At 67.9% G+C, this 14055-nt stretch carries 11 protein-coding genes; 9 read left to right on the forward strand and 2 right to left on the reverse strand.

Annotated elements, in window-relative coordinates; translation table 11 throughout:
• The coding region (locus tag QMO14_RS31085) for a sigma-54-dependent Fis family transcriptional regulator (RefSeq protein WP_301511919.1) at nt 1–707 on the reverse strand (707 nt) is incomplete at its 3' end.
• Between the two features lie 216 nt (nt 708–923).
• Between QMO14_RS31085 and adh the strand changes: the two genes are divergently transcribed.
• Nucleotides 924–2444: an aldehyde dehydrogenase gene (adh, locus tag QMO14_RS31090; RefSeq protein ID WP_301511920.1), complete on the forward strand. Its 1521-nt coding sequence runs from the start codon at nt 924–926 to the stop codon at nt 2442–2444.
• Nucleotides 2444–2836: a DUF779 domain-containing protein gene (locus tag QMO14_RS31095; protein ID WP_301511921.1), complete on the forward strand. Its 393-nt coding sequence runs from the start codon at nt 2444–2446 to the stop codon at nt 2834–2836. Before adh ends, QMO14_RS31095 begins: the two co-directional genes overlap by 1 nt.
• A 9-nt stretch (nt 2837–2845) precedes the next feature.
• Here QMO14_RS31095 and QMO14_RS31100 read toward each other — a convergent pair whose 3' ends face one another.
• Nucleotides 2846–3766, reverse strand: a complete 921-nt coding sequence (locus QMO14_RS31100) for a LysR family transcriptional regulator (RefSeq protein ID WP_301511922.1) — start codon at nt 3764–3766, stop codon at nt 2846–2848.
• Nucleotides 3767–3906: 140 nt separating this feature from the next.
• Between QMO14_RS31100 and QMO14_RS31105 the strand changes: the two genes are divergently transcribed.
• The 7 genes from QMO14_RS31105 to QMO14_RS31135 form a co-directional block, all read left to right on the forward strand.
• The gene (locus QMO14_RS31105) at nt 3907–4323 is read left to right on the forward strand and encodes a YjfI family protein (protein WP_301511923.1); all 417 of its coding nucleotides are present in this window, start codon (nt 3907–3909) and stop codon (nt 4321–4323) included.
• 11 nt (nt 4324–4334) lie between these two features.
• Entirely contained in the window at nt 4335–5048 is a 714-nt protein-coding gene (locus tag QMO14_RS31110) for a PspA/IM30 family protein (protein ID WP_301511924.1), read from the forward strand.
• Between the two features lie 5 nt (nt 5049–5053).
• On the forward strand, nt 5054–5440 hold the full coding sequence (locus tag QMO14_RS31115; protein WP_301511925.1) for a hypothetical protein: 387 nt from the start codon (nt 5054–5056) through the stop codon (nt 5438–5440).
• 25 nt (nt 5441–5465) lie between these two features.
• Nucleotides 5466–6119, forward strand: a complete 654-nt coding sequence (locus tag QMO14_RS31120; protein WP_301511926.1) for an OB-fold-containig protein — start codon at nt 5466–5468, stop codon at nt 6117–6119.
• Between the two features lie 81 nt (nt 6120–6200).
• Nucleotides 6201–8393 (forward strand): hypothetical protein, encoded by a 2193-nt coding sequence (locus QMO14_RS31125; protein ID WP_301511927.1) that lies wholly within the window; start codon nt 6201–6203, stop codon nt 8391–8393.
• Entirely contained in the window at nt 8390–8935 is a 546-nt protein-coding gene (locus QMO14_RS31130; RefSeq protein WP_301511928.1) for a zf-TFIIB domain-containing protein, read from the forward strand. Before QMO14_RS31125 ends, QMO14_RS31130 begins: the two co-directional genes overlap by 4 nt.
• Nucleotides 8936–8947: 12 nt before the next feature.
• On the forward strand, nt 8948–14055 hold a 5108-nt coding region (locus QMO14_RS31135; protein ID WP_301511930.1), incomplete at its 3' end, for a DNA repair ATPase.

Genomic DNA, 14055 nt, shown 5'->3' on the forward strand with positions numbered 1-14055 from the left:
CCCTCGATCACCATCAGACCTTCGCGCGCCGTGCCGATCAGCGCCGGCCGCGCGTGGAAGCGCAGCACGTGGCCGCCGGCGTCGGCCAGCATCATGCGGTGCTCGACCTGCTGCGCCGCCATGCGCACCAGCCCCAGTGCGTGCGTGTTCACGCGCACCGTTTCGCCGGAGATGTCGAGCGCGCCTGCCAGTTCGCCGCGTCCGGTGAAGATCGGCGCCGCCGCGCAGCCGAGACTGCCGTTCTGAGCCAGATAGTGCTCGCCGCCCAGCACCATAAGAGCCTCGCGTTCGGCCAGCGCCGTGCCGATGGCGTTGGTGCCGCGGTTGTGCTCCGACCATTCCACGCCCGGCTGGAGCGCGATGCGCTGGGCCTTGGGCAGGAAGTCGGGGCTGCCGATCTCCTCGAGGATCAGCCCGCTGGCGTCCGACAGGATCACCACGCAGCCGTTGCCGACCGCATGCTCGGCCAGGCCGTCGAGCTCGGGCTGCGCACAGTTCAGCAGGCGCATGGCCTGCTCGCGCCGCTCGCTCAGCAGAGCCAGCGCCATGGGCTCGGTATCGACGGCATGGTGGTCGACCGGGCGGCTGCGCTGCCAGGAACGCGAGATGTGCGGCGCGATCCACGGCGCCGGGTCGGCGCCCTGTCCGAAGAAGAGCTCCCGGGCCTGCGCCACTGCGATCGACGGCAACTGCTCTGCAGCACTCATGCGTGTCTCCGATGGGGTTTCGCCTTGTGCGACATCGTAGTCGCCATGTTCGCCGGAAGATGTCGCAGATTGCGAATGAAAACCCGCTGTCGCGCATGCCCGCCCCTGGACGGGGGGCTCAGGGAATCTACCGATCCGCCCGGGTACGCGCCTTGCGCTTGAGCGTACGGCCGCCGCATGTCGCGGCGCCATCACCCAGCACATGGAGACAACGTCATGGACATGCTCGAACCGGGCAAATTCGGTACCGCGGTGCCGTTCAAGAAGCGCTACGGCAACTACATCGGCGGCGAATGGGTCGCGCCGGCGGAGAACCAGTATTTCGGGAACATCACGCCCGTCACCGGCAAGGTCTTCTGCGAGGTGCCGCGCTCCACCGCGGCAGACATCGATCGCGCCCTGGACGCCGCGCACAAGGCGAAGGCCGCCTGGGGCCGCACCTCGACCACCGATCGCGCGAACATATTGAACAGGATCGCCGACCGCATGCAGGAGAACCTGGCGATCCTGGCGGCAGCCGAGACCTGGGACAACGGCAAGCCCATCCGCGAGACCACGGCGGCCGACCTGCCGCTGGCCATCGACCACTTCCGCTACTTCGCCTCGTGCGTGCGCTCGCAGGAGGGCGGTATCAGCGAGATCGACCATGAAACCTTCGCGTACCACTTCCACGAGCCCATCGGCGTGGTTGGTCAGATCATTCCGTGGAACTTCCCGATCCTGATGGCCGTGTGGAAGCTGGCGCCTGCGCTCGCAGCCGGCAACTGCGTGGTGATCAAGCCGGCCGAGCAGACGCCGGTGTCGATCCTGGTGCTGATGGAACTCATCGGCGACCTGCTGCCGCCGGGCGTGCTGAACGTCGTCAACGGCTTCGGCGTGGAGGCGGGCAAGCCGCTGGCGTCGAGCAACCGCATCGGCAAGATCGCCTTCACCGGCGAGACCACCACGGGCCGCCTGATCTCGCAGTACGCGAGCCAGAACCTGATTCCGGTCACGCTGGAGCTGGGCGGCAAGTCGCCCAACATCTTCTTCGCCGACGTGATGGACAAGGACGATGCCTTCTTCGACAAGGCGCTCGAAGGCTTCGCGATGTTCGCGCTGAACCAGGGCGAGGTCTGCACCTGCCCGTCGCGCGCGCTGATCCAGGAGTCGATCTACGACCGCTTCATGGAGCGTGCCCTCAAGCGCGTGGCCGCCATCAAGCAGGGCAGCCCGCTGGACATGGCCACGATGATCGGCGCTCAGGCCTCCAGCGAGCAGCTGGAGAAGATCCTGTCGTATCTCGACATCGGCAGGCAGGAAGGCGCGAAGGTGCTGATCGGCGGCGAACGCAACACGCTCGAAGGCGACCTGGCCGGCGGCTACTATGTGAAGCCGACCGTCTTCAGGGGCAACAACAAGATGCGCATCTTCCAGGAGGAAATCTTCGGCCCGGTGGTCTCGGTCACCACCTTCAAGGACGAGGAAGAGGCGCTGGCCATTGCCAACGACACCCTCTACGGCCTGGGCGCCGGCGTCTGGAGCCGCGACATGAACCGCGCCTTCCGCATGGGCCGCGGCATCCAGGCCGGCCGCGTGTGGACCAACTGCTACCACCAGTACCCGGCGCACGCGGCCTTCGGCGGCTACAAGCAGTCGGGCATCGGCCGCGAGAACCACAAGATGATGCTCGACCACTACCAGCAGACCAAGAACCTGCTGGTGAGCTACAGCGAGAACAAGCTGGGCTTCTTCTGATGAGTACCCCCGGCGAAGTCCTGCGCGTCACCGCGACCGATGCCGCGCTCGCGCTGATCGACAGGCTCGCCGCCAGGCACGGCCCGCTGATGTTCCATCAGTCGGGCGGCTGCTGCGACGGCAGCGCGCCCATGTGCTACGCCCAGGGCGAGTTCATAGTGGGCGACTACGACCGGCTGCTGGGACACATCGGCGGCATGCCGTTCTACATCAGCGGGCCGCAGTTCGAGTACTGGCAGCACACGCAGCTCATCATCGACGTGGTGCCGGGGCGCGGCGGGATGTTCTCGCTGGAGGGGCCGGAGGGCGTGCGGTTTCTGACGCGCTCGCGGCTGTTCACGGACGAGGAGTGGGCGGTGTTGGAGGCCGGGGAGGCCCGTCGAGCGCGATGAGGCGCTGCCTCAGGGGGCGGTCGGGTGCAGAAGCTGCCGCACGAGCAGCCGCGCCGCAGGAGAGAGTTCCGCCCCCGTCTTCGTCGCCATCAGCAACCGCCGCGTAGCCCACGCATCCTTGAGTCGCACCACCTTCAGGTCGAGCGCCTCCACCTGCGCCTTGCAGGCTGCCAGCGGCACCACGCCGATGCCGAGGTTGGCCGCGATCATGTGGCACATCGCGTCGAAGCTGCGCACCTGCACGCGCAGGCGCATCGGGATGCCGGCCTGTTCGGCCGCGCGCGAGGTCAACTCCAGCAGCGAGCTGCTGCGATTCAGCCCCACGAATTCATGCGCGAGGCAGCTCTTGAAGTCGGTCTGCTTCACGCGGCTTCGCGCCAGCGGATGCTGCTTCGCGCACAACACCACGAGTTCGTCGGTCTGGAAGGGCTGCACGTCGAGGCCGTAGGCGGGCGTGTTCTCCGCGAACACGCCGACGTCGGCAAGCCCGTCGACCAGCGCGCGCACGATGTCTCCACTGAGCTGCTCCTCGACTTCGACGCGGATGTCGGGATGCTGCCCGAGAAAAGTCGCGAGTGTCGTGGGCAGGAACTCCGTCAGCGCCGACATGTTGGCCCACAGCCGCACATGGCCACGTACGCCGCTCGAGTAGTCGCCGAGCTCGCTGCTGAACTGCTCGAAGCCCTGGAAGAGCCGCATCGCATGCTGCATCGCCACATGGCCGGCCGGCGTGAGCGCGATGCCCTGGGGGCTACGCTCCAGCAGCTTCGATCCCGTTGCCGCTTCGAAGTCGGACAGGCGCCTGCTCGCAGCCGAGAGCGCGAGGTGGCAGGCCTCCGCGCCCTTGGTGATGCTGCCCGACTGGGCCACAGCGCAGAAGAGGCGCAGCGTCACGAAATCGACACGCGCGGGGTTGATGGTGCTGGCCATCGGTGAATTCTAGGGAGCGCGCCAGTGCCGAAAGTCATGGGGCCGGCGAAAGAAATCTTTTGACATGTTATGTCCACGCACCTATAGTGAATCCGTCGAAGCACCGCTCGCTTCCAAAGGTATTCACCACAAGGAGAGGTATGCAACCACTGCTCGATCAACTGAAGGGACTGGATCTGCTGGCAGGCGCCGAGATGGGCGGGCGGTCCGTGCAGCTGCAGCCCATTCCGGGCAACACGCCCGTGATCCAGGTGAGCATCGAGGGGCGCGACGAACTGCCGATCTTCGTCACCAGTTCCGACATGCAGATCATCTGCATCTGCTACCTCTGGGCCGAGGAAGAAGTGAAGCCGGCGCGCCGCACCGAGCTGCTCGAATCCCTGCTCGACCTGAATCCCTCGGTTCCCTTGTCTTCCTTCGGTCGTGTCGACGGCCGCTACGTGCTGACCGGCGCACTCGGCCGTGACGCCAGCGTGCAGGACATCGCACGCGAAGTGGCGGTGCTCAGCGACAACGCGCTCGATGCGCTCGACGCCCTGTCCGAATTCCTGAATTAAGCGGAGGTCCCATGACAGTCATCAAGAAGCTCGTCACCCTGCTGCGCGGCAGCGCGCGCGAAATCGGCGAGAGCGTGGTCGACAGCAACGCCACGCGCATCTACGAGCAGGAAATCATCGACGCCAAGCACAGCATCGAGAAGGCCAAGGGCGACCTCACGGGCGTGATGGCCAAGGAGATGCAATCGGCCCGCGAGATCGAGCGGCTGAAGAACGAGGCGGCGCGCTACGAGGGCCTCGCGCTCGAGGCGCTCAACAAGACGCAGGAAGGCCTGGCGCTCGACGTCGCGGCCAAGGTCGGCGCGCTCGAGCAGGAGCTGGAGGAGCAGGCCAAGGCCCACGCCTCGTACGCGCTGCAGGTGACCAAGCTCAAGGACCTGATCAAGTCGGCCGAGGCCCGCATCCGCGAGCACGAGCGCGAGATCGGCATTGCCAAGACCACCGAGAGCGTCTACCGCGCCACGCAGTCGATCTCCGAGAACATCGGCGCCGGCGGTTCGCGCCTGGCCAATGCGCGCGAATCACTGGAGCGCATCCGCGCGCGCCACGAAGACCTGTCCGACCGCATGACCGCCGGCAAGCAACTCGAGGACGAATTCGGCCACGGCGCGCTCGAGAAGAAACTGGCCGCTGCCGGAATCGGCAGCGACGCCGACCGTACCGGCAAGGTCATGGAGCGCATCCGCGCCCGCCAGGCCAGGCCCGCAGGCCCCGAGGCGCAATAGGCACCATGCGCGTCAAGCCGGTTCGCTGGCAGGGCTCGGACGAGGCGCTGCGCGCCGTCCAGGTCGCGTTCGACGTGGAAGAGGCCGTGCTGGAGGCCGTGCGCACCGCGGCCTTCAGGCAGCATGTCTCCACGTCCGACCAGATCCGGCAGGTGCTCGGCCTCGCCACCACCGCCAAGCCGAAGCGGCCGCGCCTCACGGTGTCGCTGAGCGGCGCCGACTATGAATTCCTGGCGAAGCGCTACGGCCTCGCCGCAGACGACAGACTGGCCATCAAGGAGAGGGCCACGCGCGACCTGATTGCCTTCGCGGGCAAGCCGGCAGCGGCACCGAAGAAGAACACCGGCGGGAGGACGCCGGTACGCAGCGGCAGTAGCAAGCAGAACAACTGACAACAACCCGCACGCGGGAGGATCAATGGGCGATTTCTTGGGAGCGGTGACGGGGTACCCGACCGCGATCTACACGGTGCTGCTGGGCGTCGTGGTGATCTACTGGGTGCTCGCGATGCTCGGCATGGTCGACATCGAACACAGCGGCCTCGACGTCGACGTCGGCGTGCACACGCACGCCGATGGCGACGCCAGCGACATCGGCCACCTGGCCAGCTACGTGGTGGCCCTGGGCCTGAACGGCGTGCCGTTCTCGGTGGCCGTGAGCCTGCTGGTGCTTATCGCATGGACCTTGTCCTGCCTCGGCGGCGAATGGCTGCTGCCGCTGGTGCCCACCATGCTCCTGCAACTGCTGGCCGGCACCGCGCTGCTGGTGGCCAGCGCGGTCATCGCCATTCCTGTCACGGCCGTGGCCATCCGCCCGCTGCGAGGCCTCTTCGTGAGCCACACGGCCGTGAGCAACGCGGCGCTGGTCGGCCAGCTGTGCCGTGTCGTGACAGGCGTGGTCAACGAGAAAGACGGCCGTGCCGAAGTCGCGCGGCGCGGCGCCAGCCTGAACATCCGCGTGTGGGCTCCCACGCCCAACACGCTCAGGCGCGGTTCGCAGGCGCTGATCGTCGAATACGACGAGGTGGCCGCGCGCTACCTCATCACCGCGCACGACGACCACTCGGCCTGAGTGCGCGCGCCACGGGGCGCGCCGCACACCAGGCCTTCACCCGTTTCGTTTGTTTCGCTCTCAAGCATTTCTGGAGAAAAAATGGAGCCCATCATCTTCGCCATCGTCATACTGGCCGTCGTCATCCTCGGCCTGTTCGCGATGTTCGCCAAGTTCTATCGCAAGATCGAGCAGGGCCACGCGCTCATCGTGAACACGCTGCGCGCCGAGCCCGAGGTGACCTTCACCGGGCGGATGGTCTATCCGATCATCCACAAGGCCGAGCTGATGGACATCTCGGTCAAGACCATCGAGATCGACCGCTCCGGCAATGAGGGCCTGATCTGCCGCGACAACATCCGCGCGGACATCAAGGTGAAGTTCTTCGTGCGCGTGAACAAGACGGCCGACGACGTGCTGAAGGTGGCACAGGGCATCGGCTGCGCGCGGGCCTCCAACCACGAGACGCTGGAGGAGCTGTTCTCCGCCAAGTTCTCCGAAGCGCTGAAGACGGTGGGCAAGTCGATGGACTTCGTCGACCTCTACCAGGCGCGCGACAACTTCCGCGACCAGATCGTGAGCCAGATCGGCAACGACCTCTCGGGTTACGTGCTGGAAGACGCGGCCATCGACTTCCTCGAGCAGACGCCGCTGTCGGAGCTTGACGCCAACAACATCCTCGACGCGCAGGGCATCAAGAAGATCACCGAACTCACGGCGGTGGAGCACGTGCGCACCAACGAGCTGCGCCGCAACGAGGAAATGCAGATCAAGAAGAAGAACGTCGAGACGCAGGAAGCCCTGCTCGAGCTCGAGCGCCAGCAGGCCGACGCCACCGCGCGCCAGCAGCGCGAGATTGCCAGCGTGCGTGCCCGCGAGGAGGCCGAGACCGCCAAGATCCAGGCCGAGGAGCGCACCAAGTCCGAGACCGCGCGCCTGCTCGCCGAACAGTCGGTGTCGGTGCAGCAGGAGAACGTGCAGCGCGAGAAGGAAGTGGCCGAGAACAACCGCAAGCGCGCCGTGGCCGTCGAGGAAGAAAAGGTCATCCGCGCCCGCGATCTGGAGGTGGTCGACCGCGAGAAGGAAGTGACGCTGCAGCGCATCGAGAAGGACAAGGCCGTCGAAGTGCAGAAGAAGGCCATCGCCGACGTGATCCGCGAGCGCATCGTGGTCGAGCGCACGGTGGCCGAGCAGGAAGAGGCCATCAAGGAACTGCGCGTGGTCGCGGAGGCCGAGCGCACCAAGAAGTCGGTCGTCATCATGGCCGAGGGCCAGGCCGACGAGAAGATGGTGCTCGACCTCAAGGCCGCCGAGACACAGGAAAAGCGCGCTCGCCACAAGGCAGCCGAAGAACTCACGCTGGCCGACGCCAAGCTGAAGGTGGCCGAGCGCGAGGCCGAGTCGAAGAAGCGCGAAGCCGAAGGCGTGGAGGCCATCTCGGCCGCGCCGGGACTGGCTGCAGCCAAGGTCGAAATCGCCACCGCCCAGGCCAAGCTCGCCAGCTTCGAGGCCGAAGCCTCGGGCAAGGAGAAGCTGGGCCTCGCCGACGTGCATGTGCGCCAGGCCGATGCCGACGCGATCCTCAAGGCCGGCCAGGCCGACGCGCAGGTGATCGAAGCCCGCTCGCAGGCCGAAGCCGCCGGCATGCGCGCCAAGTTCGAGGCCGAGGCCTCGGGCAAGGAAAAGCTCGGCCTTGCCGAGGTCAACGTGCGCACGGCCGATGCCGAGGCCACGCTCAAGTCGGGCCAGGCCGATGCGCAGGTCATCGAGGCGCGCTTCGGCGCCGAGGCGAAGGGCCTGCACGAGAAGTTCGAAGCCATGAAGGCCATGAGCCCCGAGACGCGCGATCACGAGGAATTCCGCATGCGCCTGGAGAAGTCGCACATCGAGACCCTCAAGGGCATCGACGCGCAGACCGCCATCGCCAAGGAGCAGGCCGAGGTGCTGGGCACCGCGCTGGCCAACGCCAAGATCGACATCGTGGGCGGGCAGGGCGACTACTTCGACAGCTTCGTGCGCTCGCTCTCGGTGGGCAAGGGCATCGACGGCGTCATCTCCAAGAGCAATGCGCTGCAGGTGGCCTTCAAGGACCAGCTCTCGGGCGAGCGCGACGTGGTGAAGGACCTGCGCGACATCGTCGGCGCGCTCGGCAGCTCGTCGGGCGAGGTGCAGAACCTGAGCGTGGCCGCGCTGATGAACCGGATCGCCAGTGACGGCAGCGAAAGCCAGAAGAGCGCATTGCGCAACCTGGTCGCCACCTTCCGCAACGGCGCCGCCGGGGACGCGGCGCGATGAACGCGAACCTCAAGTGCAGCTGCCCCGCGCACTCGCCGATGCGGCCGGTGGCGCTGGCCGAGGCCCTGCTTGCGATGGAGTGCGGCGACTGCCACGGCATGGTCATGGACATGGACGACTGGCGCGCCTGGAAGGCAGGCGACGCGAGCCGCGTGCCGCATGCGGTCGAAGACGAGGTCATCGAGGTGTTCGACGCCACCGCGGTGCGCCATTGCCCCGAATGCGACCGGCTGATGCAGCGCCTGCGCGTGAGCGCGGGCCCCGACTTCCGCGTCGACCGCTGCGTGGCCTGCCAGAACCTCTGGTTCGACCCGGGCGAGTGGCGCGCCATCGTGAGCCGGGGCCTGGCCGGCAGGCTCGACGAGCTGCTGTCCGACGGCTGGCAGCGCCGATTGCAGACCGAGGAGGTCCGCAACGCGCGTGTCGCAGCGCTGCGCCGCCGCTACGGCGACGTCTGCATCGACGAGCTGGACCGCATCCGCGCCTGGCTCGATACCCAGCCCCACCGCGACGAACTGCTCGCCTTGCTCCGCGCGGACTGACCGCGCCGACCTATGCAACCAACGGATGAAAAGGGCGCGCCGCCGGCCGGCGGCGCCGAATCGCAGACCGAGGCGCTGGTGTCCGGCGGCGGCAGCTATGACCTGCTGAAGAAGCGGCTGGAGAACCAGGGCGAGGGCCTGCTGAAGAAGACGCAGGCGCTCAACGATCAGCGGCTGGCCGAGTTCGGCCGCTCCGACCAGACCCTGGTGCTGCGCACCCGCGCGCGCACCGAGAACAACGCCGTGGCGCGCGACCTCGTGCGCATCGGCGACCTGCTGCTGTTCGGCTACAACGTGTTCATCGGCCTGCGCAAGGAAACCACGGTCGGCGACGTGTTCGGCCTGTACCGGCTGGTGTCGCCGGGCGAGGCCGGGCAGGGTGCCGAAAGCGACGAGCTGCAGCCGGTGCCGCTGGCCGGCAGCTTCCTGGAAGACCCGCGCTTCGCCTCCGACTTCCGCGAGCTTTACGCCTACTACAAGCAGGCCACGCTGCTGCAGCTTCGCGTGACGCAGGACAAGCTGCTCGCTTCCTTCCAGATCGGCCAGCAGCTCACCGACGTACGCGTGTTCCGCTGGGCCATCGAGCGCGACGGGCGCATCCAGTACATCGACAACCGCGGCGAGCGCGACATCGCGCTGCCGCCCAGCCACGACTTCGAGTGGACGGTTGCCACGCGCGAAGACCACGTGGGCGGCAAGCACCCGCACGTCAACGTGCTCGATACCGTGTTCGTCGAGACGCTGGGTGGCGACCTCACGATCAAGATCGAAAACAACACCGAGACCGGGCTGGGCATCTACAGCGAGCCGGTGGAAGACCGCAGCCAGTCGCTGACCGACGCCGAGATCGCGTGGGCGAAGCTCGGCATGCTGATCCTGCTGCGCGTGAAGCCCTACCGCGAGCAGGCCACGCGCTACCTGGTCTTCAACATCCGCACGCAGCAGGTCGAGCGCATCGACGCCATCGGCGGCTCCTGCGTGCAGCTTCCGGAAGACCACGGCATCATCTTCCCGGGTGGCTACTACCTGCAGTCGGGCGAGCACAAGCGCTTCGACCTGCCGGCCGAGATGGTCGAGAACCTGCGCTTCAAGCGCATGCTGCGCTCGCCAAACGGCGAGGACGTGGCCTACATCTTCTACGACCGCAAGCCAGGCCGCTACGCGCTCTTCAACTACAACCTGATCGAGAAGAAGCTCGCCACGCCGATCATCGCCAACGGCTACGCGCGCTTCGCTGACGGCCGCATCCTGGTGTTCCACGACGTGGAAGGCGAACCGACGCGCGTGCACCCGATGCAGCTCTGGCAGACGCCGTTCGCCAGTGAGGAGCACGTGAGCGCGCAACAGCCTGCCGCTGGCTTCTTCAGCAAGATCGGCAACGCCGAGCTGGTGCGCGGCGTGAGCGACCTGATGGGTATCGCCCGCGCGGTGCGCGAGCAGGCGCCGACCAAGGCGGCCTACGAAGACCTGATCCGCCAGTGCACTCGCGTGAGCGACGCCTACTTCTGGCTCGACGCGCCCGAGGCCGCCGGCATCATGGGCGAGCTGCGCAGCATCGCCGAGGTGGCGCGCAGCACCCTGGCTGAATTCGAGAAGGTCGACACCATCCGTCGCGAGACGGCACGGGCGCTGGCTCGCGCGGAGGAAGAGCAGCGCGCGCTGCTGGTCGACATCGCCAGCACGCTCTGGCGCGCTCCCGACGACTTCGTGAAGGCGTTGGGCCGGCTGCGCGAACGCCGCGGAGCGCTGCAGCTGCTCAAGGAGCTGCGCTACGCCGACCTGCCGCGCATCGCCGCGATGGACGCGGCGCTCGAAGCCGAGCAGCAGCGCATCGGCGAGCGCGCCATGCAGTTCCTGGCGGMCGACACCGCCTTCGCCGGCCAGCGCCAGGTGCTGGACAAGCTCGCACTGGAGCTGCCCAACCTCGCCACCTCGCCCGCGCTGGGACAACTGCTCGCCTCGCTCGACGAGCAGGCGGCCGGCCTCGACCTGCTGACCGAGCAACTGGGCAGCCTGCCGGGCGGCGATGCGGTGATCCGCACTTCCATCCTCGACCGCATCTCGCTGATCTACGCCGACATCAACCGTATGCGCGCCGATGCGCGCGCGCGGCGCAAGTCGCTGGGCGCGACCGAGGCGCGCGCCGAGTTCGGTGCGCAGTTCAAGCTTTTCGGCCAGGCGGTCGAGAACGCGCTGGAATTCGCCGACACGCCCGAGAAGTGCGACGACGCGCTCACCCGCCTGCTGGCGCAGCTGGAAGAAATCGAAGGCCGTTTCGCCGAGCAGGACGAGTTCCTGGGCGACATCGCCGAGAAGCGCGAGAACGTCTACGAGGCGCTGTCGGCCCGGCGGCAGGCTCTGGTCGAGGCCCGCCAGCGCCGCGCGCAGGGCGTTATCGACGCGGCGGGGCGCATCCTCGACGGCATTCCGCGCCGCATCGCCCAACTGGCCGATCTGGCGCAGGTCCACAGCTACTTCGCCGCCGACCCGATGATCGGCAAGCTGCGAACGCTGATCGCCGACCTGCGCACGCTGGGCGCGGCGGTGCCGGCCGACGAGCTCGACACCCGCCTGAAGACCGCGCGCGACCAGGCCCTGCGTGCGGTGCGCGACAAGCGCGAGCTGGTGAGCGAGGGCGGCGATACCTTGCGCCTCGGCCGCCACGCCTTCACCGTGCACCGCCAGCCCGTCGACCTGACACTGGTGGCCCGCGAGGAGGGCATGGCCTATCAGGTGACTGGTACCGACTACCTGAGCCCGGTGGACGACGAGCGCCTGCGCGCGCTGCAGGCCTATTGGGGCCAGTCGCTGGTGTCCGAGACGCCCGAGCTGTCGCGCGCCGAGTACCTTGCCGGTCGCCTGCTCGAAGCCTTGCTCGAAGGCAAGGCGGAGCGCAGCTGGGCCGAGGTGCGCACGCTGCTGGCCGAAGACCCGCAGCATCCGCAGTTGCTCGAAATGGTCCGCCGCTTCGCCGCTGCCCGCTACCAGGAGGGCTACCAGAAGGGCATTCACGACGACGACGCGCTCCGCCTGCTGGCTGCGCTGATCCTCATGCAGGACCAGGCCGGCCTGCTGGCCTGGGGCCCGACCGAGCGCGCGCTGGCCTTGCTCTACTGGCAGCACGGCCACCTGATCGCGCATCGCGAGTCGCTGCTGCGCCGTGCGCGCGCGGCTCTGCAGATGCAGGAGCTGTTCGGGCGTCGCGACGCTCTCGACCAGCTCGAAGCCGACGTTGCCCGGTCGCTCGGCCACTTCGTGCGCGAAGTGCTGCCCGACCTGCTTTCGCGCACCGGCACGGAAGTGGAGGACGAGCTGGAAGCTCGCAATGCGCTGGTCGCCACGCTGTGCGACCAGTCGGCCGCCTACCTCGTGCGCGAACTGGCGGCGCACGGCGGCGAAACCTGGGTGGTCTCGGGCGCGGGCGAAGACCTTGCCGCCGCGTTGCTGCGCGAGCTCGAACGCGGCCGTCGTCGCGAAGCCTGGCAGGCCGACCTCGATGCCGCGCCGCCGGCCGAGCGCTGGCGGCTGGCGCGCGACTGGGTGCGCGCCTTTGCCGTGCACCAGTCGCCGCAATCGTCCGACTGGGTGGACGACGCGGCCAGCGTGCTCGCCATGCCGCTGCAGCGCACGCGCGTCAACGTGGCGCTCGACCATACGGTGGAAGGGCTGCGCAGCGAGCATCCGCGTCTGGCCGATGGCCGCCTGACGCTGAACCTCAACGACTTCTGGCGCCGCTTTCTGTTCCACACGCAGCACGCGGTGCCGGGCTTCGAGTCGCTGCACCGGCTGCGCCACGAGTTGCTCGAAGGCGAGAAGGCGCGGCTCAAGCTGAGCCAGTTCCAGGCCAGGCCGCTCTCGACCTTCGTGCGCAACCAGCTGATCGACGAGCTGTACCTGCCCATCATCGGCGACAACCTCGCCAAGCAGATCGGCTCGGCGGGCGAGGGCAGCCGCACCGACCGCATGGGGCTGCTGCTCCTGATCTCGCCGCCGGGCTACGGCAAGACCACGCTCATGGAGTACGTGGCCGACCGGCTGGGCCTGATCTTCGTGCGCATCAACTGCCCGGCGCTGGGGCACGGCGTGACGGCCATCGATCCGGCGAACGCGCCCAACAGCGCGGCGCGGCAGGAACTGGAGAAGCTCAACCTCGGCCTGGCCATGGGCAGCAACGTGATGCTGTACCTCGACGACATCCAGCACACCAGCCCGGAATTCCTGCAGAAGTTCATCGCGCTGGCCGACGGCACCCGCCGCATCGAGGGCGTGTGGAACGGCGAGCCGCGCAGCTACGACATGCGCGGCAAGCGCTTCGCGGTGGTGATGGCGGGCAATCCCTACACCGAGTCGGGCGACGTGTTCAAGATTCCGGACATGCTGGCCAACCGCGCCGACATCTACAACCTCGGCGACGTGCTCTCGGGCCGCGAGGCGGCGTTCGCGCTCTCGTACATCGAGAACAGCCTGACCTCCAATGCCACGCTGATGCCGCTGGCCTCGCGCGACCCGAAGGACGTGCAGCTGCTGGTGAAGATGGCGCAAGGCCACGAGGTGCCGAGCAGTGCGCTGTCTCACGCGTACAGCGCGGTCGAGCTGGAGGAGATCAAGGCGCTGCTGCAGCGGCTCTTCCGTGCGCGCGACCTGCTGCTGAAGGTGAACCTCGCCTACATCGAGTCGGCCGCGCAGCAGGAGTCGTACCGCACCGCGCCGCCCTTCAAGCTGCAGGGCAGCTACCGCAACATGACCAAGCTCGCGGGCAAGATCACCGCGCTGATGCGCGACGACGAGCTCGACGCGCTGCTGCGCGACCACTACCGCGGCGAGGCCCAGACCCTGACCACGGGCGCCGAGGAAAACCTGCTGCGCCTGGCCCAGCTCCTGGGCAGCCCCACGCCCGAGGGGGACGCGCGCTGGAAGGAGATCTGCGAGGAGTTCGTGCGCCAGCGCAAGCTGGGCGGGGCCGATGTGGACGGCAGCCAGCGCATCGCCAGCAGCATGCTCGACGTGGCGCGCGCGGTCGATGGGCTCAAGCCCGAGCCCGTTGCGCCCGCGGAAGGGCCGAGCGAAGGCCAGCGGCTGGCCGACGCCATGCTGCAGATCGCCGTGACCTACCGCGAGCT

The organism is Variovorax sp. CAN15 (assembly GCF_030462475.1).
Lineage (GTDB): Bacteria > Pseudomonadota > Gammaproteobacteria > Burkholderiales > Burkholderiaceae_C > Variovorax.

What these genes read in the sequence shown, in the direction of transcription:
- QMO14_RS31115 (WP_301511925.1), top strand. Translation starts at nt 5,054, where the DNA reads ATGCGCGTCAAGCCGGTTCGCTGGCAGGGCTCGGACGAGGCGCTGCGC.
- QMO14_RS31130 (WP_301511928.1), top strand. Translation starts at nt 8,390, where the DNA reads ATGAACGCGAACCTCAAGTGCAGCTGCCCCGCGCACTCGCCGATGCGG.
- QMO14_RS31100 (WP_301511922.1), bottom strand. Translation starts at nt 3,766, where the DNA reads ATGGCCAGCACCATCAACCCCGCGCGTGTCGATTTCGTGACGCTGCGC.
- QMO14_RS31110 (WP_301511924.1), top strand. Translation starts at nt 4,335, where the DNA reads ATGACAGTCATCAAGAAGCTCGTCACCCTGCTGCGCGGCAGCGCGCGC.
- QMO14_RS31125 (WP_301511927.1), top strand. Translation starts at nt 6,201, where the DNA reads ATGGAGCCCATCATCTTCGCCATCGTCATACTGGCCGTCGTCATCCTC.
- QMO14_RS31105 (WP_301511923.1), top strand. Translation starts at nt 3,907, where the DNA reads ATGCAACCACTGCTCGATCAACTGAAGGGACTGGATCTGCTGGCAGGC.
- adh (WP_301511920.1), top strand. Translation starts at nt 924, where the DNA reads ATGGACATGCTCGAACCGGGCAAATTCGGTACCGCGGTGCCGTTCAAG.
- QMO14_RS31095 (WP_301511921.1), top strand. Translation starts at nt 2,444, where the DNA reads ATGAGTACCCCCGGCGAAGTCCTGCGCGTCACCGCGACCGATGCCGCG.
- QMO14_RS31120 (WP_301511926.1), top strand. Translation starts at nt 5,466, where the DNA reads ATGGGCGATTTCTTGGGAGCGGTGACGGGGTACCCGACCGCGATCTAC.